At 68.8% G+C, this 21,667-nt stretch carries 18 protein-coding genes and 1 pseudogene; 6 read left to right on the forward strand and 13 right to left on the reverse strand.

Translation table 11 applies throughout. The features are described from left to right. Nucleotides 1-204, reverse strand: a pseudogene (locus MFF13_RS24915) (porin family protein); the annotation flags it as partial. A gap of 397 nt (nt 205-601) precedes the next feature. On the opposite strand from MFF13_RS24915, the gene MFF13_RS24920 reads away from it, so the two are divergent. The 3 genes from MFF13_RS24920 to MFF13_RS24930 all read left to right on the forward strand — a co-directional run bounded on the left by MFF13_RS24920 (nt 602) and on the right by MFF13_RS24930 (nt 3,835). After that, nucleotides 602-871, forward strand: coding sequence for a hypothetical protein (locus tag MFF13_RS24920; RefSeq protein WP_147831047.1), 270 nt, complete (start codon nt 602-604; stop codon nt 869-871). Between the two features lie 199 nt (nt 872-1,070). After that, complete coding sequence (locus tag MFF13_RS24925; RefSeq protein ID WP_238273255.1) at nt 1,071-2,660, forward strand: DEAD/DEAH box helicase; 1,590 nt, start codon at nt 1,071-1,073, stop codon at nt 2,658-2,660. Between the two features lie 113 nt (nt 2,661-2,773). Beyond that, a complete protein-coding gene (locus MFF13_RS24930; protein WP_147831051.1) occupies nt 2,774-3,835 on the forward strand; it encodes a GGDEF domain-containing protein in 1,062 nt (353 codons plus the stop codon). Between the two features lie 16 nt (nt 3,836-3,851). On the opposite strand, the gene sufA is transcribed toward MFF13_RS24930, so the two are convergent. Further along, complete coding sequence (gene sufA, locus MFF13_RS24935) at nt 3,852-4,229, reverse strand: Fe-S cluster assembly scaffold SufA (protein ID WP_147753102.1); 378 nt, start codon at nt 4,227-4,229, stop codon at nt 3,852-3,854. A 163-nt stretch (nt 4,230-4,392) separates the two neighbouring features. Here sufA and MFF13_RS24940 point away from each other — a divergent pair, with 163 nt between their 5' ends. Continuing rightward, a complete protein-coding gene (locus MFF13_RS24940) occupies nt 4,393-4,965 on the forward strand; it encodes a Uma2 family endonuclease (RefSeq protein WP_238273256.1) in 573 nt (190 codons plus the stop codon). Between the two features lie 10 nt (nt 4,966-4,975). On the opposite strand, the gene MFF13_RS24945 is transcribed toward MFF13_RS24940, so the two are convergent. The 6 genes from MFF13_RS24945 to MFF13_RS24970 form a co-directional block, all read right to left on the reverse strand. Continuing rightward, entirely contained in the window at nt 4,976-5,359 is a 384-nt protein-coding gene (locus MFF13_RS24945) for an SUF system Fe-S cluster assembly protein (protein ID WP_147726384.1), read from the reverse strand. A gap of 49 nt (nt 5,360-5,408) precedes the next feature. Then, on the reverse strand, nt 5,409-6,653 hold the full coding sequence (locus tag MFF13_RS24950) for a cysteine desulfurase (RefSeq protein WP_147831055.1): 1,245 nt from the start codon (nt 6,651-6,653) through the stop codon (nt 5,409-5,411). Between the two features lie 184 nt (nt 6,654-6,837). Continuing rightward, the gene (locus tag MFF13_RS24955) at nt 6,838-8,160 is read right to left on the reverse strand and encodes a SufB/SufD family protein (protein WP_238273257.1); all 1,323 of its coding nucleotides are present in this window, start codon (nt 8,158-8,160) and stop codon (nt 6,838-6,840) included. Nucleotides 8,161-8,164: 4 nt separating this feature from the next. After that, nucleotides 8,165-8,917 (reverse strand): Fe-S cluster assembly ATPase SufC, encoded by a 753-nt coding sequence (sufC, locus tag MFF13_RS24960; protein ID WP_147831059.1) that lies wholly within the window; start codon nt 8,915-8,917, stop codon nt 8,165-8,167. Nucleotides 8,918-9,019: 102 nt separating this feature from the next. After that, nucleotides 9,020-10,489: a Fe-S cluster assembly protein SufB gene (gene sufB / locus MFF13_RS24965; RefSeq protein ID WP_147753107.1), complete on the reverse strand. Its 1,470-nt coding sequence runs from the start codon at nt 10,487-10,489 to the stop codon at nt 9,020-9,022. A gap of 69 nt (nt 10,490-10,558) precedes the next feature. Then, nucleotides 10,559-11,728, reverse strand: a complete 1,170-nt coding sequence (locus MFF13_RS24970; protein ID WP_238273258.1) for a cysteine desulfurase family protein — start codon at nt 11,726-11,728, stop codon at nt 10,559-10,561. A 294-nt stretch (nt 11,729-12,022) separates the two neighbouring features. Here MFF13_RS24970 and MFF13_RS24975 point away from each other — a divergent pair, with 294 nt between their 5' ends. Continuing rightward, complete coding sequence (locus MFF13_RS24975) at nt 12,023-12,679, forward strand: alpha/beta hydrolase (protein WP_147831064.1); 657 nt, start codon at nt 12,023-12,025, stop codon at nt 12,677-12,679. Between the two features lie 72 nt (nt 12,680-12,751). On the opposite strand, the gene MFF13_RS24980 is transcribed toward MFF13_RS24975, so the two are convergent. Together MFF13_RS24980 and MFF13_RS24985 are read right to left on the reverse strand one after the other, a co-directional pair. Beyond that, on the reverse strand, nt 12,752-16,840 hold the full coding sequence (locus MFF13_RS24980) for a Pls/PosA family non-ribosomal peptide synthetase (RefSeq protein ID WP_238273259.1): 4,089 nt from the start codon (nt 16,838-16,840) through the stop codon (nt 12,752-12,754). A gap of 207 nt (nt 16,841-17,047) precedes the next feature. After that, on the reverse strand, nt 17,048-17,635 hold the full coding sequence (locus MFF13_RS24985; RefSeq protein ID WP_187273733.1) for a histidine phosphatase family protein: 588 nt from the start codon (nt 17,633-17,635) through the stop codon (nt 17,048-17,050). A gap of 193 nt (nt 17,636-17,828) precedes the next feature. On the opposite strand from MFF13_RS24985, the gene MFF13_RS24990 reads away from it, so the two are divergent. Beyond that, nucleotides 17,829-18,827 (forward strand): polyphosphate kinase 2 family protein, encoded by a 999-nt coding sequence (locus MFF13_RS24990; RefSeq protein WP_147831068.1) that lies wholly within the window; start codon nt 17,829-17,831, stop codon nt 18,825-18,827. 49 nt (nt 18,828-18,876) lie between these two features. Here the strand turns inward: MFF13_RS24990 and fabI are convergent, their stop codons facing one another. From fabI to MFF13_RS25005, 3 genes are all read right to left on the reverse strand, one after another. Beyond that, a complete protein-coding gene (gene fabI, locus MFF13_RS24995) occupies nt 18,877-19,746 on the reverse strand; it encodes an enoyl-ACP reductase FabI (RefSeq protein ID WP_238273260.1) in 870 nt (289 codons plus the stop codon). Between the two features lie 137 nt (nt 19,747-19,883). After that, on the reverse strand, nt 19,884-20,798 hold the full coding sequence (locus MFF13_RS25000; protein WP_147831070.1) for a DnaJ C-terminal domain-containing protein: 915 nt from the start codon (nt 20,796-20,798) through the stop codon (nt 19,884-19,886). A 177-nt stretch (nt 20,799-20,975) separates the two neighbouring features. Beyond that, the gene (locus MFF13_RS25005) at nt 20,976-21,551 is read right to left on the reverse strand and encodes an RT0821/Lpp0805 family surface protein (RefSeq protein ID WP_147831073.1); all 576 of its coding nucleotides are present in this window, start codon (nt 21,549-21,551) and stop codon (nt 20,976-20,978) included. Nucleotides 21,552-21,667 lie beyond the last annotated feature (116 nt).

The raw sequence follows: 21,667 nt of genomic DNA on the forward strand, positions 1-21,667 counted from the left end.
GGGCGAGACGCCGACGACGGTGGCGCCGCGGCGCTCGCTGGCATCGAAGCCGTAGCCGGCGTTGATACCGAAGTAGGCGCCGGTCCAGGTGAACACCGGAACGGGCGTGAACACCGGCGGCGGTGCGCGACGCGGAAGGTCGGCAGCGGACGCGGCGGCGGTGAGGCCAACGAGCACGGTGGTGGCGAGGAGAAGGCTCTTCATTTTTTCTGGGTCCTGATTGGCAAAGCCGAGGTGGTTCTAAACCGGGTTGCCCGCTCGGTCTGTCGCTTTCCTGCAACAAGCTCGGCTAGATGAACCGGAAGCCGTCAACGAAAGGTGAAGGTTACGCCCGGCTTACCCGATGTCGTTCGCGTGTGTGTTTTGGCGCACATGGCTGGGGGAAGAAGATCAAATGGATTTCCCGCCGGGGTTCTGTTGTTCAGATTTGCGCGCCGCGGTCGCGGAAGGCGGCCCAGTGCTTATCAAATGATAAAGGGCGCCGCCGGCGCCGGCACTTTATTTCCGGTCGCAGACGTGGCTCCGTTCGTAAGGCCGGGATTAACCCTGTGGCGTCATCCTCCACGCGAACGGACGCACGGGCGACCCGGGGGGGATCACGATGGGCGAGGATTATGAACCGGCGCCGTCGCACGGCACCCTGCGCTGGGCGATCCAGACAGCCGGCATCGCCGGTTTGTTCGGTCTGGTGGCCGTCCACCACTTCGCGCAACCGGATCGCATCCCGCCCGCTTCGACCCACGTCGCCCAATCCGGAATAGCCCGCGGCGTCATCGATCCCGAGACCACCGGCTCGATCGCGCAGGGCGCTCGCGCGGTGAGACTCGACCCCTGCGGCCTGTCGGGCGGGACGCACGCGCTGCGTCCGTGAGGACGGCACGGCCGTTTCACACGGGGAAACCCCCCTCGGCCGGCGGCCTCCAATTGACAAGTGGTAGCAAGGGCCTAAGTGTCCCGCGCATCCGCAGGTGCGACGGGCTTGCGTTCCGACAGGCCGTCGCCGCCGTCGCCGCGAGGACGTTCTCCGCGCCGGCCTGCTTGACCCCGCGCGTAACGGTTCTCAAAAGATTATGTCATTTGCCGATCTCGGATTGAGCGACAAGGTCCTCCAGGCCGTCACCGCCGCCGGCTATACGGAACCGACGCCGATCCAGAGCCAGGCGATTCCGCACGTCCTAGCGCGCCGCGACGTGCTCGGCATCGCGCAGACCGGCACCGGCAAGACCGCGGCCTTCACCCTGCCGATGCTGACCATGCTCGAGAACGGGCGTGCCCGCGCCCGGATGCCGCGAACCCTCATCCTCGAGCCGACGCGCGAACTCGCGGCGCAGGTCGTGGAGAACTTCGACCGCTACGGCACCAACCACAAGCTCAACGTCGCGCTGATTATCGGTGGCGTCTCCTTCGCAGACCAGGATGCGAAGCTGACCCGCGGGACCGATGTGCTGATCGCGACGCCGGGCCGGCTCCTCGACCATTTCGAGCGCGGCAAGCTGCTTCTGAGCGGCGTCGAGCTGCTGGTGATCGACGAGGCGGACCGCATGCTCGACATGGGGTTCATCCCCGACATCGAGCGCATCGTGAAGATGGTGCCGTTCACGCGCCAGACGCTGTTCTTCTCCGCGACCATGCCGCCGGAGATCGAGCGCCTCGCGGACATCTTCCTGCACAACCCTGAGCGGATCGAGGTGGCGCGCGCCGCCTCCACCGCTTCGACCATCGTCCAGCGCCTGGTCGCGACCTCGTCGGACGGCAGCGCCAAGCGTGATCGCCTGCGGCGGCTGATTCGCGGCGAGGCGGACCTCAAGAACGGCATCATCTTCTGCAACCGCAAGCGCGACGTGGCGCTGCTGCAGAAGTCGCTGGTCAGCCACGGCTTCGATGCGGCTGCCTTGCACGGCGACATGGATCAGCGTTCGCGCACAACTGCCCTCGACGCCTTCCGCGGCGGCGAGACAGCGCTGCTGGTGGCCAGCGACGTCGCCGCCCGCGGCCTAGACATCCCGGCGGTGAGCCACGTCTTCAACTTCGACGTGCCGAACCATCCCGAGGACTACGTCCACCGCATCGGCCGCACCGGCCGCGCCGGCCGCTCGGGGGCGGCCTTCACCCTGGTCAGCCGCAGCGACGACCGCTCGCTGCAGGCGATCGAGTCGCTGATCGGCCAACCGATCCCGTGGATGGACGGCGACCTCGATACCGCTGCGACCGCCACCACTGTGCCCGCGGCCGAAGAGGACGGAGAGCCCCGCACCCGTCATCGCGGACGCTCCACCGACACGTCGCGGCGCGGCCGGAGGGCTCCGGCCGAGGCCGATGCGCCGCGCGAGGCCCGGTCGTCCAGGGCGCGCCGTGGGTCGCCAGACGCCGAACCAACGGCCAACCTAGAGTCGCCCCCTCCCGAGGAGGCGCCTCCGCGCCGCGAGGCCCGCAGCCGGCAGGACGAGCCTCGGCGCGAGACTCCACAGCGTCAGAGGGCCGAGGTTCGGCCGCGCACCGAGCGGACCAGCGCTCCCCCTCCGCGCCCGGTTCAGGAGCGGTCGCGCGACGACCGCGGCCACGGGCGGCGGCGCGACGAGGACGGCGACACGCCGGTCGGCCTCGGCGATCACGTGCCCGCCTTCATGTTGCGTTCGGCGGCGATCAAGAAACAGGACTGACGTCATATCCGCGACCTTGGCCTTAACGGTCCGTCCACGCTCCTTGAGGTAGCTTGTGACGTCGGTTCCGTTCGCATCACGCGCCGGGACCGTGACGGACCGACGGGGATCGGATGAGCGACGGGCAGTACGCAGACCGTGATCGCAGCTTCGCCTTGGCGCAACGCGCCCAGGAATTGATGCGCGATTACGGGCCTTCCGCGACCCCGCGGGCCTATGCCGTCTGGTACACCTACGTGTCCGGCGACCGCCCCTTGATGAACGACGCGATCAAGCGGCTCACCGCGCAGAGCGAGGGGCTTTCGCCGACGGACATCGACGAACTCTACGACACGTATCTCGACGGCTCGCGCTACGCCGCCGCCGCCGGGGAGACCGGCGCGACGATGCTGGCCGAGATCGAGGGCGTCATGGAGATGCTCGACCTCTCCCTCGGCTCGGCGGCGCAGTACGGTGAGTCCCTGCGTGCGTTGAGCCTCGACCTCTCGGTCTCGACCCTGAACCGCGCACGCCTGCGCGAGATCGTGGCGACCCTGGTCGCCACCACCCGCGAGGTGGCATCCAACAACCGCACCCTCGAAGCGCGGATGCGCGAGAGCCGCACGGAGGTCGAATCGCTGCGCGAAAAGCTCGAGGCGACCCGGATCGAGAGTCTGACCGATCCGCTAACCGGACTTGCGAACCGCAAGCACTTCGAGGAGATGCTGCAAAAGGCCCTCGACGGCGCGGCCCGCGGCGCCCAGCCGAGCCTGATCGTCCTCGACATCGACTTCTTCAAGCGCTTCAACGATCTCTACGGCCACCTCATCGGCGATCAGGTGCTGAGGCTGGTGGCGGTCGTGATGCGGGAAAGCGTCGAGAAGGGCGCGATGCTCGCCCGCTTCGGCGGCGAAGAATTCGGCATCCTTCTGCCGAACGCCACCCGCGAAACTGCCCGCGCCATCGCCGAGAAGGTCCGCATCAGCGTCATGGGCCGGGAGCTGATGAAGCGTTCCACCGGCGAGTCGCTCGGCAAGGTCACGATCTCGCTCGGCGTCGCGACCTACCGCCGTGGCGACAACCCGGTCTCGCTGCTGGAGCGCGCCGACCTGTGCATGTTCGCGGCCAAGCGTTCCGGCCGCAACCGCACGCTCGACGACGCGACCACGGCCGAACTCGCCGCCGCGGTCGCCTGATCCGAAAAGGCGTCGTTCAGGCCGGGGCGAGCAACCGCTCCGGGCCGACCGGCGTGATCGCGACGGATTCGCCGCAGCCGCAGGCCGAGGTCTGGTTCGGGTTGTTGAACACGAACTGCGAGGCGAGCTTGGACGTTTGGAAGTCCATCTGCGTGCCGAGCAGGAACAGCAGCGCCTTCGGATCGACGAAGACCTTCACGCCGCGATCCTCGACCATGTCCTCGCCGGGCTTGCGATCCTCGGCATATTCCATCGTGTAGGACATCCCGGCGCAGCCGCCGTTCTTCACGCCGACCCGAAGCCCGGCGATCGGCCGGTCTGCGTCGGCGATGATCGCCTTGATGCGGTCGGCTGCCGCGTCCGTCAGCGACATGACCTTGAAACTCGTGGACATCGGTGTCTCTCCGGCAGCCGGGTTCAAGGCCCGGGCGGTTGAGGGTGAGCGTACGGCGTTAAGATAAGGATCGCGACGGGCGTGGTCTACACCCGCGCCCGAGCCATGTTAGGATCGTCGCGGTCGATCGGAGGGGCCCATGGGCGAGCCGGCAATTCGCAGAATGAGCGCGGACGAGTTCTTCGCGTGGCAACGCGACCAGGACGGGCTCTACGAACTCGTTGACGGCATCCCGGTGCCGCACGTGAAGATGATGACCGGAGCGAGCGTCCAGCACGACCGGGCCACCGTGAACATCATCGCATCGCTTCATGGGCAGTTGCGCGGATCCGGCTGCCGTCCGACGACCGACGACGTCGCGCTGCGCACCAGCATCACGACGATCCGCCGCCCGGACATCACCGTGGAATGCGGCGACCTCGCTCGCGACACCTACGAGAACCGTTCGCCGCGCCTCGTCGTCGAGGTGCTGTCGCCCTCGACCAGCAGCATCGACCGGTTCAAGAAGCTCGACGAATACCGGCGTCATCCGACGTTGCGCTACATCCTGCTCGTCGAGACCCGCTTCTCCGGCGCCGTCCTCTATCGCCGGGACGAGGATGGGGGCGCCTGGGAAACCTCGGCCTACGAAGCGATGACGGACCGGATCGACCTGCCCGCCATCGGTGCCGCCCTGGACCTCGCCGACATCTATGAGGACATGACGTTCGAGCGCGAGCCGGAGCCGCCGCGCTGATCGGCCAGCCTCACCACATGTCGAGGGCGACGCGGGCCTCGTCGGACATGCGGCTCTGATCCCACGGCGGATCGAACACCATCGTCACCGCGCAGGACTGGACTCCCGGCACTTTGGCGACCGCATCCTCGACCCAGCCGGGCATCTCGCCGGCGACCGGGCAGCCCGGCGCCGTCAGCGTCATGTCGATGGCGACCTTGCGGTCGTCGTCGATGTCGACCTTGTAGATCAGGCCGAGCTCGTAGATGTCGGCCGGGATCTCCGGATCGTAGACGGATTTCAGTGCCGCCACGATGTCGTCGGTCAGGCGGTCGAGTTCCGCCGGCGGCACGCCCTCGGCCCCCGCGACCTTCGGCGTGTTCGCGCCCCCGGTGATCGTCGCATCGCTGCTCATCGTCGTCTCCTTCTCGGGCCGCCGCCAAGCGGCCGCCATGTCCATACACTCAGGCGAACATCATCTCGGCGCGGGCCAGCGCCTCGGCCAGCACATCGATCTCGGCGCGGGTGTTGTAGAGCCCGAACGAGGCGCGGCAGGTGGAGGTGACGCCGAAGCGCGTGAGCAGCGGCATGGCGCAATGCGTGCCGGCGCGGACCGCAACGCCGGAGCGGTCGATCACCGTCGCGATGTCGTGGGCATGCGCGCCCTTCATCTCGAAGGCGATTACGCCGCCCTTGCCCTTGGCGTTGCCGATCTGGCGGACGGAGTTCATCGCGCCGAGCCGCTCCTGCGCGTAGGCCGTGAGGTCGGCCTCGTGGGCGGCGATCTTCTCTCGGCCGATCCCCATCATGAACTCCAGCGCCGCACCGAGGCCGACGGCCTCGACGATCGCGGGCGTGCCCGCCTCGAAGCGGTGCGGCGGGTCGTTGTAGGTGATGGCGTCCTGGCTCACCGTGCGGATCATCTCGCCGCCGCCCTGGTAGGGCGGCAGGCGGTCGAGCCATTCCTTCTTGCCGTAGAGCACGCCGATCCCGGTCGGGCCGTAGACCTTGTGTCCGGTGAAGACGAAGAAGTCGCAATCGAGAGCCCGCACGTCGATCGGCTGATGCACCGCGCTCTGCGCGCCGTCGAGGAGCACCGGCACGCCGTGGGCGTGGGCGATGCGCACGATCTCCGCCGCCGGCGTGACCGTGCCGAGCACGTTCGACATCTGCGTGATCGCGACCATCTTGGTGCGCGGCGTGAACAGCTTCTCGTATTCCTCGACGAGGAAGTTGCCGTCGTCGTCGACCGGCGCCCACTTGATCACCGCCCCGCGCCGCTCGCGTAGGAAGTGCCACGGCACGATGTTGGAATGGTGCTCCATGATCGAGAGGATGATCTCGTCGCCCTCCCCGATCATCCCGCCCCAGCCCATCGACGACGCCACGAGGTTGTAGGCCTCGGTGGCGTTGCGGGTGAAGATGATCTCATCCGTGGACGCGGCGTTCAGGAACTGCCGCGTCGTCTCGCGCGCGCCCTCGAACCCTTCGGTCGCCGCGTTGGCCATGAAGTGCAGGCCGCGGTGGACGTTGGCGTACCCGGTCTCCATGCATGCCACCATCGCGTCGATCACCGCACGCGGCTTCTGCGACGAGGCGGCGTTGTCGAGGTAGACGAGCGGCTTGCCGTAGACCTTTTCGGAGAGGATCGGGAATTGCGCCCGGATCGCCTCGACGTCGTAGGCTGGATGCAGCATGGGTGCGTTCATGGTCGCGACCTTCGATCCGGGTTGTCGTTCACAGCGTCGCCCCTCCCCGGCGCCATCCTCATTCCGATACGCTGGAGTGAGGCGGCTTTCGGAAGCCACCGGATGCGCTGAAGTTCTCCTGCGAGAGTCGCCAAGGCGGCCCCCTCCAGAAAAGGGCGGGGAGGGATACCGCGACGCGAAGGGTTCACCCCCGCGACGCGAGCCACGCCTCGATCTCGCCGATCAGCGCGGCGCGTGCACCTTCGTGGGTCACAGATTCCACCGCCTCGCCGACGAAGGCCTGCACCAGCAGGCTCTCGGCGATCGGCTTCGGCAGGCCGCGGGCCATGAGGTAGAAAAGGAGATCCTGGTCCGGGGCGCCGCATGTGGCGCCGTGGCCGCAGGCGACGTCGTCGGCGAAGATCTCCAGCTCCGGCTTGTTCATCATCTGCCCCTCGTCGGAGAGGAGCAGACAATCCGACTTCATCTTGCCGTCGGTCTTCTGCGCCATCTGGCGGACAATGATCTTGCCCTGGAACACGCCGGTGGCGTCCCCGTCGATCACCGTCTTGAACATCTCGCGGCCGACGCCGCCGACCGCCGCGTGGTCGGCGAGCAGGGTCGAATCCGCAAGCTGCCCGTTGCCGAGCATCGTGGCGCCGTTGACGACGGCGTTCACGTTCTCACCCGCGACGTGCATGAAGATCTGATGGCGCGACAGGACCGCGCCGGTAACGAGGTTCACGGTCTCCAACCGCGATTCGTCGTCGAGCCGGACGCTGATCGTCGACAGGGCGATCGCCTTGTCGCCCTCGCGGTTGATGCGCGCGTGCCGGAAGGCGGCATGCTTGCCGACATGCACGTCCAGGGCGTCGTTGGGCTGGTAGGTCAGCCCGTTCGGCCCTTCATGCGTCTCCAGCAGGGTGAACTCGGCACCGTCGGCGACCTCGACCAGCACTCGCGTCGCGGTCGAGAAACCCTCGGTCCCGGCGCCGACGAAGCGCAGGTGCAGCGGGGTCTCGACCTTGGCGCCGGCCTCCACCGAGATCAGCGCGCCGTCGGCGAGGAAGGCCGTGTTGAGCTGGTAGATCGGGTTCTCTCGCGCCTGCGCGACGGGGGCGAGGTTCTTGAGGCGCGCATCGCCCTGGCTGAGGGCGTCGTTCAACGGCGACACCGAAACGCCGGCCGGGACGCGATCGAGGTCCGACAGCTCGCGGATCAGGTGCCCGTTGACGAAGGTCAGGCGTACCGCCTCGATCGCCGAGAACGCGGTCGCGGAGGCGACGGCGGCCTTGGCCACGTCGAGGGACGGTGCGTCGGCCGGCGGCGCGGCTTCCTGCATCGCGGCGCGCAAATCGGTGTACTTGAACGCCTCGACGCGGCGGCTCGGCAGCCCGGCCGCCTCGAAGAAGCGGAACGCCTCTTCGCGGTCGATCGCTTTATCGCTGCCGAAGCCCTTGCGGGCGGTCTCGAACAGGGTCGAGAGACCGGTCTCGGCCGAGGTGCGGAGGTTGGCGATGTCGGCCATTGGCTTACGCGGCCTCGTTGGTGCGGTACTCGGCGTAGCCGGACGCCTCGAGCTCCTTGGCGAGCTCCTTGCCGCCGGTCTTCACGATCAGGCCCTTCGACATGACGTGGACGGTGTCGGGCACGATATAGTCGAGCAGGCGCTGGTAGTGGGTGATGACCAGGAACGAGCGGCCTTCCGCGCGTAGCGCGTTCACGCCCTCGGAGACAATGCGCAGCGCATCGATGTCGAGGCCGGAATCGGTCTCGTCGAGCACGCAGAACTTCGGCTGCAGCAGCGCCATCTGCAGGATCTCCATGCGCTTCTTCTCGCCGCCAGAGAATCCGACGTTGAGGGCGCGCCGGAGCATGTCCTTGTTGATCTCGAGCTTCTCGGCGGCCGCGTTGACCTTCCGGATGAAGTCGGGCGTGGCGATCTCAGCCTCGCCGCGGGCGCGGCGCTGGGCGTTGAGGCAGGCCTTGAGGAAGGTCATCGTGCCGACGCCGGGGATTTCCAGCGGGTACTGGAAGGCGAGGAACACGCCGGCGGCTGCGCGCTCGTCGGCGCCCATCTTCAGCACGTTCTGGCCGTCGAGCAGGATCTCGCCGTCGAGGACCTCGTAGTCCTCCTTGCCGGCGATGACGTAGGAGAGCGTCGACTTGCCGGAGCCGTTCGGCCCCATGATCGCGGCGACTTCGCCGTCGTTCACTGTGAGGTTCAGGCCGTTGAGGATGCGGTTGTCCTCGATCTGCACGACGAGGTTCTTGATTTCGAGCATGTTGGCTTAGTCCCGTAAGAATTCGTATCCCGCGCTTCGTCGGCGCGAAGGGCGCCTCCCCCGTAAGGGGGAGGGCATTTCAAAGCGTCTGGCCGAGGCGCGTCAGCCGACCGAGCCTTCGAGGCTGATCGAGATCAGCTTCTGGGCCTCCACCGCGAACTCCATCGGCAGCTGCTGCAGCACGTCGCGGACGAAGCCGTTGACGATCAGCGCGGTCGCCTCCTCTTCGGAGAGGCCGCGCTGGAGGCAGTAGAACTTCTGGTCCTCGGAGATCTTCGAGGTGGTGGCCTCGTGCTCGAACACCGCGCTCGCGTTCTTCGACTCGATGTAGGGCACAGTGTGCGCCCCGCACTGGTCGCCGATCAGCAAGCTGTCGCAGTTGGTGAAGTTGCGCGCGTTCGACGCCTTCTTGTGCGCCGAGACGAGCCCGCGATAGGTGTTCTGCGAGCGGCCGGCCGAGATGCCCTTCGAGATGATCCGGCTGGTGGTGTTCTTGCCGAGATGGATCATCTTGGTGCCGGAATCGACCTGCTGCATGCCGTTCGACACCGCGATCGAGTAGAACTCGCCGCGGGACTCGTCGCCGCGCAGGATGCAGGACGGGTACTTCCAGGTGATCGCCGAGCCGGTCTCGACCTGCGTCCACGAGATCTTCGAGCGGGCGCCGCGGCAATCGCCGCGCTTGGTCACGAAGTTGTAGATGCCGCCCTTGCCCTCGTTGTCGCCGGGGTACCAGTTCTGGACCGTCGAGTATTTGATCTCGGCGTCGTCCAGGGCGACCAACTCGACGACCGCCGCGTGCAGCTGGTTGTCGTCACGCTTCGGGGCGGTGCAGCCCTCGAGATACGAGACGTAGGAGCCCTTGTCGGCGATGATCAGCGTGCGCTCGAACTGGCCGGTGTCGCGCTCGTTGATGCGGAAGTAGGTCGACAGCTCCATCGGGCAGCGCACGCCCGGCGGGATGTAGACGAACGACCCGTCGGAGAAGACCGCCGAGTTCAGCGTCGCGAAGAAGTTGTCGGTCACCGGCACGACCGAGCCGAGGTACTTCTTGACGAGGTCCGGATACTCGCGGATCGCCTCGGAGATCGGCATGAAGATCACGCCGGCCTTCGACAGCTCGGCCTTGAAGGTGGTGGCCACCGAGACCGAGTCGAACACCGCGTCGACCGCGACGCGACGCTCGGGGGCGATGCCCTCCAGAACCTCGACCTCGCGAAGCGGGATGCCGAGCTTCTCGTAGGTCTTCAGGATCTCGGGATCGATCTCGTCGAGCGACATCGCCGCCGGGCGCTTCGGCGCGGCGTAGTAGTAGATGTTGTTGTAGTCGACCTTGTCGTAGGCGACCCGCGCCCAGTCCGGCTCCTGCATGGTCTGCCAGCGCTTGTAGGCGTCCAGGCGCCACGCGAGCATCCACTCCGGCTCGTTCTTCTTGGCGGAGATGAAGCGCACCACGTCCTCGGAGATGCCCTTCTCGGACTTCTCCATCTCGATGGTGGTCTCGAAGCCGTACTTGTACTGGTCGAGGTCGATCGAGCGGACCCGATCGATGGTTTCCTGCACGGCAGGCATCAGCGTCTCCTAAGCGTCGCCGGTTTCAAGGACCGGGGGCTTCCATGTGCGATGGCGCAGGCGCGGCCCTCAGGCCGCCAACCCTCGCCGTCTATATAGGGTCTCGACGACCCGTTCGAAGGCTCCGAGGAAGCGCGCAGTGTCGCCCTCCCCCGTATTCCAGCCAAGGCTGACGCGGAGCGCCCCTGTGGCCAACGCAGGGCTCACGCCCATCGCGGCGAGAACCGGCGACCGCGCGACCTTGCCGGAGGCGCAGGCCGAGCCCGACGACACCGCCACGCCGGCGAGATCGAAGGCGATCAACGCGGTCGGCGCATCGACCCCAGGCACCGAAAAGCACAGGGTGTTCGGCAACCGCGCGGCGCCGCGGCCGAACACCACGGCGTCGGGCGCGCGGGCGAGGACCGCATCTTCGAGCGCGTCGCGCAACGTCGCGAGGCGCAGCGCGTCCGCGTCGAGGGCGTTGCGCGCGATCTCCGCCGCCTCGCCCATCCCGACGATGCCGGGAAGGTTCTCGGTGCCGCAGCGCAGCCGCGCCTCCTGCCCGCCGCCGCGGACGAAGGCCGCGTCGAGCTGGACGTCGTCGCGCAGCACCAACGCGCCGACGCCCTTCGGCGCGGCGAACTTGTGGCCCGACAGGGTCAGCGCATCGAGCCCGAGTGCTGAGACATCGAGCGGGATTTTGCCGACGGCCTGCACCGCGTCGCTGTGCACCAGGGCGCGGCCATGCGACCGCGCCAGGGCGACGACGTCTGAGATCGGCTGCACCACGCCGGTCTCGTTGTTGGCGGCGTGAACCGAGACGAGCACGTCCGCGTCGCGCAACGCGGCGAGGCGGGCGGCCAGCGCGTCGAGATCGATCACGCCGGAGGCCAGCACCGGCAGCACCTCGACGGCGTCCGCCGGGAAGCGGTGCCCCGCGGTGACGCAGGGGTGCTCGGTTGCGCCGACCAGCAGCCGCGTCGGCGCCGGGCGGCCCCGGCGGCGGAGCGCGCCGGACAGCACGGCGTTGGCGGCTTCCGTGCCGCCGCTGGTGAAGGTCACCTGCGGCGGCGTCGCCCCGACGAGTCGCGCGACGCGTTCCCGCGCCTCCTCCAGCATCGCCCGCGCCGCACGCCCCTCGGCGTGAACGGAGGACGGGTTGCCCGGAAGCGACAGCGCCCGCGCGACCGCCTGCGACACCGCCGGACGGACCGGAGACGTGGCGTTGTGGTCGAGATAGGCGCGGTCTGCTGTCATCCGATCTCCGACTGCCGAAAGATGCGACATTTCCTTGCTTTGGCACCGGGTCGGCGTGCTAAGCCGCGCCGACGACACGGTTTCGAAGCGCCGAGCGGCGCTTCCGGGCTGGTCGGGGAAACGCCCGCAGCCGCGTTGTTTAGAATATTTCTAATCGCCTAGAATTATTCTAAGAGCGCTTTTACGTCCGGCGCGGGACGAGTCAAGGCGGTCGCGCGGACCGCTCAGGCTGAGGCGTACACGGCCATCGCGGCGGGCACACCCACGCGGCACGGCCACAGGAGTCGAGGAACTATGCCCGAGGTCATCTTCACCGGTCCCGCCGGCCGACTGGAGGGTCGCTATCAGGCCCCCAAGAAGCGGGGCGCGCCGATCGCGATCGTGCTGCACCCGCATCCGCAGTTCGGCGGCACGATGAACAATCAGATCGTGTACAACCTCTTCTACACGTTCGCGAACCGCGGCTTCGCGTCCCTGCGCTTCAACTTCCGCGGCGTCGGCCGCAGCCAGGGCGCCTTCGACCACGGATCGGGCGAGCTGTCGGACGCCGCCGCCGCGCTCGACTGGGTTCAGTCGGTCAACCCCGAGGCGAAGTCGTGCTGGATCGCCGGCGTGTCCTTCGGCTCGTGGATCGGGATGCAGCTGCTGATGCGCCGCCCCGAGATCGAGGGCTTCATCTCGATCGCCGCGATGGCCAACCGCTACGACTTCACCTTCCTCGCCCCCTGCCCCTCCTCGGGCCTGTTCGTGCACGGCTCCGAGGATCGCGTGGCACCGGCGCGTGAGGTGATGCCGGTGATCGAGAAGGTGAAGACCCAGAAGGGCGTCATCATCGAGCACCAGATGGTCGAGGGCGCCAACCACTTCTTCGACGGCAAGGTCGACGAGCTGACCCAGACGGTCGACACCTACCTCGACAAGCGCCTCGGCCGGAAGGAAGACGCGGTCTGAGCCGAGCGGCATTTTGCGGCAAACGAAAAGGGCAGGCGCCGAAACGGCGGCCTGCCCTTTTCGATTCGTGGCTCAAGCCGCCGCCCGATCGGACGGCGCCGTCTGCACCACCGGCACGGCCGGCGCGCCTTCCCACTCCGAATGGGCGGGGATCGATTCGCCCTTCATCACGATGGTGAGCGGGCGCAGCCGGGCGTAGTCGCCGACCTTGGTGTCGTAGAGCACCGTCGAGAACGCGCCGACCGAGACGCCCCGGCCGATCACGACGCGGCCGACCTTCATGATCCGGTCCTCGTAGAGGTGGGTCTGCAGGGCGGCCGTGCGGTTGATGGTGGCGAAGTCACCGATCGTCACGCAGTCGAACTCGGTGATGTCGGTGGTGAGCATGCACACCCCTTCGCCGACCTTCACGCCGAACAGCCGCAACGCCCAGGGGAGGAACGGCGTGCCCTGAAGGTGCTCGAGCAGCACCTTGCCCGCGAGGCCCCAATAGGCGACGGCGATCGCCTCGGTGCGCATCGCCCACCACGACCACATCGGCTGCATGCCGGGCTGGTACACCCCCATCAGGACCCACTTCATGGCGATGACGGCGGCGGACTGGATCAGCGTTATCACGACGCTGACGGTGACGAAGCTGATCGCGAGCCCGCTCCAATCGCGCTCGAGGATGTTGGGGTAGAAGTACCAATCGATCGCGGTGATCGCGAGGGTGATGTAGAGCATCGGTGAGAACGAGGTCGCGAACGCCTCGAACACGCCGCGGCGGAGCTTCACCAGCGTGCCCGGCTCGTAGGTCTGGGCGAGCGTGCCGACGTCGACGCGCTGGCGCGAGGGCAGCTTGATCGGCGGCGAGCCGAACCAGGTGTCGCCCGGCGCCATCTCGGCGTTGGCGGGCGGCTTCGACTTGATGCCGATCAGCACGTCGTCGGGGATGTCGGCGCCCGGCGGGACCACCGCGTCGTTGCCGACGAAGACCCGCGCGCCCGTGCGGGCCGGATGGAGGTGCATCCAGCCGCGGCGGATCTCCTCCTCGCCGTAGACCACCTCGTCGGCGATGAAGTTGCGGCTGCCGACCTCGGCGAGGTCGTGGCGGCTGCCGAGGTTGGTCGAGATCTCGGCCCCCTCCCCCATCTGGGCGCCCATCAGGCGGTACCACGCCCGCATGTAGACGGTGGCGAAGAGCGAGGAGAGCGTCTCCAGCGTCACCTCGGCGGCGAGCGCCACCGACCACTTGCGCAGGTAGAAGCCCGACCAGATCGAGTAGGTGCCCGAGCGCCGACGCGGCAGCACGATCCAGCGGATGCCGGCGATGAGCAGCACCGTGCCCGCGGTCATCAGCATGGCCGTCGGCCACGTCAGCAGCGGCAGGTACCAGTGGTAATCGACGTCGGTGAAGTCGGACAGCGAATCCGAAATCTGGTCGAACAGGAAGAACGCGGGAAAGATCGGCAGCAGGCCGACGGCGGGGATGGCGCCGAGCAGCAGGACGTAGATTGCCATGAAGCCGGTTCGGCGCCGGGCCGAGGCCGGGGCCTGCCCGGGCAGGTCCGAGCCGTCGGCCATCCCGACCTTGCGGCCGGGCGAGCCGTCCCAGCTCTCGGCGGCGCCGACGCGGGTGCCGGCCGGAATCGTGGTCAGGTCGGCGATCTCGGCCGCGTCGCCGATCACCGTGTCGTGGCTGATGACGCAGGACGTGCCGACGGCCACGTCGCGGCCGATCTCGACCCGCCCGATCACGAGCTCGTTGCCGACGATCTCGGCGTTGGCGATGACGAGGCGGCCGCCGAGCGACGCGCCGTCGCCGATGATGAGCAGGTCGGGCGCGCCGATATCGATATCGGAGATCAGGGTGTCGCGGCCGACCTTCGCGCCCATCAGCCGAAGGTAGACGGCGATGGCGGGCGAGCCCTGCAGCCACTTGATGTGGACCAGAGGCGCCAGGCGCTGCGCCAGCCACCAGCGGAAGTAGTAGGCGCCCCAGAGCGGATAGCGGCCGGGCTTGGTCCGCCCGAGGACCAGCCACTTGGCGGCGACCGCGATCGTCGCCGTCACGGCGTTGATCGCCACGTAGACGAGGAGCAGCACGCCGAGCTCACCGAAAAACCCGAGGCCGCCGCCGGTGAGCAGCAGGTAGGTGACGAAGATGCCGAGCCACTGCGAGGTCGCGAGCGCGATGACGAACGGCAGGGCCACCGCCTGCGCCAGCCCGCACAGCGCGCGGCGCAGGAGCGGCGGCGGCACGAAGGCGAGGTCGCGGATCGCGGTCTCGATGCCGGCACCGCCGGTCCGCGCGATCAGCGCGTCCGAGATCCGGCGCAGGGTGCGCTCGCGGTAGACGTCCTGCAGCGTGATGCCGGCGAGCGCCGGCGCCTCGCGCACCGCCCCGACGAAGCGGGCGGCGAGCAGCGAGTGGCCGCCGAGGTCGGTGAAGAAGTCGCCGTCGAGGGCGATCGGCTGGTTGCCGAAGACCTGCTTGGCGGCGGCCAGCAGGGCCGCCTCGGTCTGGTTCTCCGGCGGCTCCTGCTCGCCGTCGGCTTCGACGACGGTCAGCGGCGCGACGCGCAGCGCCTTGCGGTCGACCTTGCCGGAGGTGAGGCGCGGCAGCACCTCGGCCGTCTCGAAATGGCCGGGCACCATGTAAGGTGGCATCTGCTCGGCCAGCGTCCGGCGCAAGGCCGCCCGGTCGAAGGCGTGGCCGCGCTCGGGCACGAGGAACGCGACGAGCCGGTCGACGCCGTCTTCGCTCCGCAGCACCACCGCCGCCTGGTTGATGCCTGCCTGCGCCTGGATGCGCGATTCGATCTCGCCGAGCTCGACCCGGAACCCGCGGATCTTGACCTGGTCGTCGATGCGACCGTGGAACAGGATGTTGCCGGCGGCATCGAGAGAGACCGCGTCGCCCGAGCGGTAGAGCAACGGGTCGGCGCCGTCCGAAGCGTAGGGGTTGGCGATGAACTTGTCCGCGGTGAGTTCCGGCCGCTGCAGGTAGCCCTTCGCGACGCCGGGGCCGCCGATCAGCAACTCGCCCGGCTCGCCGCGCCCGAGCAGGCGCAGATCCTCGCCCGCAACGTAGACCGAGTAGTTCGCGATCGGCCCGCCGATGGTGACGGGCACGCCCGGACGCATCTCGGCGGCGGTCGCCACCACCGTGGCCTCGGTCGGCCCGTAGGTGTTGAACAGTTTTCGCGTCGGCGTCGCCCAGCGCGCGACCAGAGGCTCGGGCAGCGCCTCGCCGCCGAGCAGGATCAGGCGCACGCTCGGAAGGTCGCCGGTGATCATCGCGAGCAGCGTCGGCACGGTGTCGATCACCGTGACGTTGGCCCTCGCGATGATCCCGGGCAGCGATTCGACGTCGCCCATCATCGCGGGGCTCGCCACGAACAGGGTCGCGCCGACGAGGTACGGGACCCAGATCTCCTCCATCGACAGGTCGAAGGCGACCGAGGCGCCCTGGAACACCACGTCGTCCGGCGCCATCCCGTAGAGCGCGTTCCCCGAACGCAGGAAGTGGCAGATGTTGGCGTGGCTGATGACGATGCCCTTCGGCACGCCGGTCGAGCCGGAGGTGTAGATCAGGTAGGCGGGGTGCTGTGGCGTCAGCCCGGCGGCGCGGAGGTCCGGCGCCGCCGCGTCCGCCGGCGTGTCCGCGAGCAGGGCGTCGAGGGTCAGGGCGGGGGCGACGGCGGGCGCGCCCGGCGCCAGCGCGGCCGAGACCAGCAGGGCCTTCGCGGCGGCGTCCTCGAGGCAGACCGCGACGCGGTCGGCGGGTGCCTCGGCGTCGAAGGGCAACCACGCGGCACCCGAGAGGGTGATGCCGACCTGCGCGGTGAGCAGGTCCGGCCCGCGGGCCATCCACAGGCCGACCACGTCGCCGGGCCCGATCCCGCGGCGCGCGAGCGCGGCGGCGATCCGTCCGGCGCGGGCGAAGACCTCGGCATAGGTGACGTGCGGATGCCGGCCGGCGGAATCGGTCGCCGCGCCGTCGATCAGCGCCGGATGGTCCGGCCGGGCGCGCGCGGTCTCGGCGAAGATCTCGCCCAGCACCTCGTCGCGGATCAAGTCCGGGCGGACCGGGCCGTGCAGCACGGCGCGGTCGGATGCGGTCGCCCCGGGGTGCCGGTCCGCATCGGGCCGGATCATCTCGCCGAGGCTACTCATCGAATGCTCCGCTTCCGGCTCCCTCGTGAAGCCGGCTTCCCGTCTATCTCGCATGCGCAACCGGCCGGCGATCGGAGCGCGTTCCTGACGCCGGATCGTGCCGTTATCGAGGCAGTCCGCCGACCGGGACGGGACCCTGCGAACCGGCCCCGACGCCCGGGTGTATACCTCACCCTTGAACGGGTCTTGAATGACGAATACGAAATCTCACGCCCAGCGCCATCCGGCCGCGTCCACCACGAGCACGGCGCCCTGGCGGACGGCGATGCGGGGGGCGGCCTTGATGTCGAGATGGCCGAGCGCGACCAACATCGCGCGGGCGACGCCGCCGTGGGCGACCACCACGGTCGACCGCCCGAGGTCGGCGAAGACCGGCGCGACGCGCTCGGTCAGCATCGCGTAGCTCTCCGCGCTGGAGCCGGACGGACGGTAGCCCCAGCGGTCACGGTCGCGCGCGCTGGCGCCGCCGGGATCGCGTCGGCGGATCTCGGCCCAGGTCTGCCCCTCCCAGGACCCGAAGTCGATCTCCATCAGGCGGGGATCGCTGCGGTAGCCGGCGGGCGCGAGGCCGAGGCGGTCGCGCAAAATTTCCATGGTCCGCCGCGTGCGCAGCAACGGGCTCGCGATGAACTCGGCCTCGGCGATGCGCTCGCCCGCGAGCGCCGCGAGCCGATCCGCCGCGTCGGCGGCCTGGACCTGTCCGACGGCGTTCAAGGCGATGTCGCGCTGACCCTGCAGGCGGCCTTCCGCGTTCCAATCGGTCTGGCCGTGCCGGATGAAGTAGATCGTCGAAATGGGCTTCACGCTCCGGCGGTCCCGATCGGTGCACTCACCCGTGACGTCCGTGACGGCGGTCTCGCGGAAGGGGGGCGGTCATGGCGGCGCGGTCCATCGGGCAGTGGCGGTCTTGTGGGGCTCGGGTCGCCCCGCATGCAAAGCGGGTGCCCGATCTAGGCCGGAAGGCGATCGGCCGGTAGAAGGTCTGTCCATGAGCAAGAAGCACCGCAAGACGGATGAGCGCCAGAAGGCGGGGACGACCGGTGTGACAAACTCGCCGGACCGTTCCGCCGCCGCCGCGCGGCGCAAGGCGCCGTCCTCGTCCCTGTGGGCCGCGGCGACCAGCGAGATCGCCGGGACCGCTCCGGCGCTGGTCGCCGCCCACTTGCCGGCCCCGGTCGCGGCGGCGGACGGGATCGTCACCGTCGCCCCGGGGCGCCGTTTCGATCTGGCGGAGGTCGACGCGAACGCCGACGGCAGCCTCGACAAGGATTGGGCGAAGGCTGCGCTGGCGACCGAGCGTGCGCGGATTCAGGCGCTGCAGGAAAAACTCTACGCCGAGCGCCAGCGCAGCCTGCTCGTGGTGTTCCAGGCGATCGACACAGGCGGCAAAGACGGCACCATCCGCGCCGTCTTCGAGGGGGTGAACCCGCAGGGCTGCAGCGTCGCCTCGTTCAAGGTGCCCTCGATCGAGGAGCGCGACCACGACTTCCTGTGGCGCTATCACCAGCGCACCCCGGCGCGCGGCATGATCGGCGTGTTCAACCGCAGCCATTACGAGGACGTGCTGGTGGTGCGGGTGAAGGACCTCGTGCCGGAGCCGGTCTGGCAGGCGCGCTACGGCCTGATCAACGACTTCGAGCGCCTACTCACCGAATCCGGCACCCACATCCTCAAGTTCTTCCTCCACATCTCGAAGGACGAGCAGAAGGAGCGCCTCGAGGCGCGGATCGCAGACCCCGAGAAACACTGGAAGTTCGATCCGGCCGACCTCGTCGAGCGCAAGTCCTGGGACGCCTACCAGACGGCCTTCTCGGATGCGCTCACCCGGTGCTCGACGCCGCACGCGCCCTGGTACGTGGTGCCCGCCAACCGGAAGTGGTTCCGTAACCTCATCATCGCCCGCACCATCGCGGACACGCTGGAGGCGATGGACCCGCGATTTCCCGAGGCGCAAGCGGGCGTCGCGGAAATGACCGTGCCGGATTGAGGTGCGAAAGATCAGGAACAGGCGTTCGCCGACAACGTCAGCCTGAACCTCAATCCTTGTCGAGGCTGAGGTCCGGCGCCTCGGGGTTCTTCATGCCGACCACGTGGTAGCCGGCGTCGACGTGGAGGATCTCGCCGGTCATGCCGCGGGACATGTCGGAGATCAGGTAGGAGGCGGTCTCGCCGACCTCGCCGATCGTCACCGTGCGCCGTAGGGGCGCGTTGTACTCGTTCCACTTGAGGATGTAGCGGAAGTCGCCGATGCCGGAGGCGGCCAGCGTCTTGATCGGGCCGGCCGAGATCGCGTTGACGCGGATGTTCGACGGGCCGAGGTCGGCGGCGAGGTAGCGCACGGAGGCTTCGAGGGCGGCCTTGGCGACGCCCATGACGTTGTAGTGCGGCATCCACTTCTCGGCGCCGTAATAGGTCAGCGTCAGCAGCGAGCCGCCGTTGGGCATGATCTTCTCGGCGCGCTGGGCGACGGCCGTGAACGAGTAGCACGAGATCATCAGCGACTTGGTGAAGTTCGCTTCCGTGGTCTCGACGTAGCGGCCTGTCAGCTCGTCCTTGTCCGAGAAGGCGATGCAGTGGACGACGAAGTCGATCCCCTCCGGAAAAAGTTCGGCGGTCGCGGCGAACACCGCGTCGATCGAGGCCGGGTCGGTGACGTCGCAATGGCCGACGACGTGGGCGTCGAGCTCGCGGGCCAAGGGCTCGACGCGCTTCTTCAGGGCGTCGCCCTGGTAGGTGAAGGCGAGCTTTGCGCCATGAGCATGCGCGCTCTTGGCGATGCCCCAGGCGATCGAACGGTTGTTGGCGACGCCGAGCACGAGGCCGCGCTTGCCCGCGAGCAGGTTGCTGCCTTTCGCACCGTCCCTGGCGCCTGCGCCCTGCTCGTCCGTTGCGTCGAAAGCCGCCATGCCACACCCGAAATTTCGCTCTGGCACCCGGGACTCCGGGCCACCCCGCGCTACGGGGCGGCGGTCGCGCCGGTGGCATCCTTAGCGGAGGCGCGCCGGGGACGGAAGTCCGGCGAACCCGCCCGGAGCGCCGCCGGCTATTCGGCACGGGCGGTCCGTCGGCCCTTCACGAATTCGGTCAGGCCCGCGTCGTCCGCCAGCAGCTGGATCGCGGTCGTCGCGAACAGGTCGCCGCGGGTGCCGTCCTTCTTCGGCAGGCCCTTGCCGCGCAGGCGGAAGGTGCGGCCGGACGAGGTCATCGGCGGCATCTTCATCTCGACGGCACCGGTGAGCGTCGGCACCCGGATCGCGCCGCCGAGCACCGCATCCTCCAGCGGCAGGTCGACCGTGGTTCGCACGTCCGCGCCGTCCACCGTGAAGCGGGCATGCGGCAGCACGCGGATCGTCAGGAGGGCGTCGCCGGGCTCCGCGCGCGGGCCGCCGGGGGAGCCGAGGCCGCGCAGGCGGATCGTCTGCCCGTCGACGACGCCCTTCGGGATCATCACGTCGAACTCGCGCCCGCCCGGCAGGCCGACCCGCAGCTTCTCCTCGCTGACGATCTGCTCGAGGGTCACGCCGAGTTCGGCCGCCACGTCCTCGCCGCGGGCCGGCGCGCGCTGGCCAGGCCCGGCACCGCCCGCGCGAAAAGCTTCGCCGAACAGGTGCGAGAAGATGTCCTCGCCCATGCCGCCTGCCATGCCGCCCGCCGGCCCGCCGCGGCCGCGGGGCGCGCCGCCGAAGTCGAACCCGCCCGCGCGGCCGCCGCCGAAGCCTTCGAACCCGGTCGCACGCGGCTTGCCGTCGCCATCGATCTCGCCGCGGTCGAACTGCCGGCGCTTCTCCGGCTCGCCGAGGATCTCGTAGGCCGAGTTCGCCTCGGCGAAGCGGTCCTTCGCCTTGGCGTCCTTGTTGGTGTCGGGATGGTAGGTCTTGGCGAGCTTGCGATAGGCCTTCTTGATCTCGGCCTCGCCGGCGGTCTTGGGTACGCCCAGCACCTCGTAGGGATTGCGCATCGGTCTCTTGAGTTTCGTGGTTTCGCGCCGGCTGTGGAGCAGCGGCCATACAGGCCGCATGTGGGCGGCCTGTTGCCCTTGCGCAACGTAGGGGCGGCGAGACTCGGCGCAAGCGTTGCCGACGTCAAGCCGAGCGCAGCGCAAGGCTTGCCGGACGCAGCGCCGGGCGCGTCGCGCTCAGCCCGTCTTGTCTGTGTGGCCCTTGTCCAGGTGGCTCTTGCCCGGCGGTGCCTTGTCCGACGGAGCCTTGCCGGTGCGGATCCGCTTCAGCTCCCATTCGCCGCCGGAGGGCTTGCAGCCGGTGCCGCGCACGAAGCGGCTGCTGTTCGGCGCGATGACCGAGGCGAGGAAGTCGCGGCAGATCAGGTCCTGGGCGACGTAGGGCAGCCCGGTCGGGTTGATCGTGCCACGCAAGGCGGTCTCCGGGTTGTCCCACTTCACCGGCTTGCCGTTGCCTTGCGGGTCGAGGGCGACCCCAAGCGCGGCGTAGGCGCGGCGCCAATCCTCCTCGCCGAGGTCCGAGCCGAAGCTCGTCGGGCGCCGGTTGATGCTGCCGGTGACGATCGGCTCGTCGGCCACCGTCGCGGCCTTGGCCTCCGGGGTGGCGTCCGCGCGGAAGATCAGGAGCGGCTGGCTGCAGCCGCAGAGCATCGAGACGAGGCAGGCGGCCAGTGCCGCCGGCGCGATCCGCTTCGCACACGCCTCCGCCTGCGGCGTCGCCGCGGCCACTTCCTTCTTGTCGGGACGACGCATTACACCTGTACCCGAGACCCTGAACCCCAGCCGAGATGGCGCGTAAGTGTGCTCCAACGTCGGTGCCCCCCGACCCGGATCTCACAACGGAGGATTAAGTCGTGGACGCGTTAAAG

It is taken from the genome of Methylobacterium cerastii, from assembly GCF_022179125.1.
In the GTDB taxonomy this organism is placed as follows: domain Bacteria; phylum Pseudomonadota; class Alphaproteobacteria; order Rhizobiales; family Beijerinckiaceae; genus Methylobacterium; species Methylobacterium cerastii.

Bases quoted from the DNA above. Each gene is read 5' to 3' on its own strand.
- MFF13_RS24920 (WP_147831047.1), top strand. From the start codon at position 602: ATGGGCGAGGATTATGAACCGGCGCCGTCGCACGGCACCCTGCGCTGG.
- MFF13_RS24925 (WP_238273255.1), top strand. From the start codon at position 1,071: ATGTCATTTGCCGATCTCGGATTGAGCGACAAGGTCCTCCAGGCCGTC.
- MFF13_RS24930 (WP_147831051.1), top strand. From the start codon at position 2,774: ATGAGCGACGGGCAGTACGCAGACCGTGATCGCAGCTTCGCCTTGGCG.
- sufA (WP_147753102.1), bottom strand. From the start codon at position 4,229: ATGTCCACGAGTTTCAAGGTCATGTCGCTGACGGACGCGGCAGCCGAC.
- MFF13_RS24940 (WP_238273256.1), top strand. From the start codon at position 4,393: ATGAGCGCGGACGAGTTCTTCGCGTGGCAACGCGACCAGGACGGGCTC.
- MFF13_RS24945 (WP_147726384.1), bottom strand. From the start codon at position 5,359: ATGAGCAGCGATGCGACGATCACCGGGGGCGCGAACACGCCGAAGGTC.
- MFF13_RS24950 (WP_147831055.1), bottom strand. From the start codon at position 6,653: ATGAACGCACCCATGCTGCATCCAGCCTACGACGTCGAGGCGATCCGG.
- MFF13_RS24955 (WP_238273257.1), bottom strand. From the start codon at position 8,160: ATGGCCGACATCGCCAACCTCCGCACCTCGGCCGAGACCGGTCTCTCG.
- sufC (WP_147831059.1), bottom strand. From the start codon at position 8,917: ATGCTCGAAATCAAGAACCTCGTCGTGCAGATCGAGGACAACCGCATC.
- sufB (WP_147753107.1), bottom strand. From the start codon at position 10,489: ATGCCTGCCGTGCAGGAAACCATCGATCGGGTCCGCTCGATCGACCTC.
- MFF13_RS24970 (WP_238273258.1), bottom strand. From the start codon at position 11,728: ATGACAGCAGACCGCGCCTATCTCGACCACAACGCCACGTCTCCGGTC.
- MFF13_RS24975 (WP_147831064.1), top strand. From the start codon at position 12,023: ATGCCCGAGGTCATCTTCACCGGTCCCGCCGGCCGACTGGAGGGTCGC.
- MFF13_RS24980 (WP_238273259.1), bottom strand. From the start codon at position 16,840: ATGAGTAGCCTCGGCGAGATGATCCGGCCCGATGCGGACCGGCACCCC.
- MFF13_RS24990 (WP_147831068.1), top strand. From the start codon at position 17,829: ATGAGCAAGAAGCACCGCAAGACGGATGAGCGCCAGAAGGCGGGGACG.
- fabI (WP_238273260.1), bottom strand. From the start codon at position 19,746: ATGGCGGCTTTCGACGCAACGGACGAGCAGGGCGCAGGCGCCAGGGAC.
- MFF13_RS25000 (WP_147831070.1), bottom strand. From the start codon at position 20,798: ATGCGCAATCCCTACGAGGTGCTGGGCGTACCCAAGACCGCCGGCGAG.
- MFF13_RS25005 (WP_147831073.1), bottom strand. From the start codon at position 21,551: ATGCGTCGTCCCGACAAGAAGGAAGTGGCCGCGGCGACGCCGCAGGCG.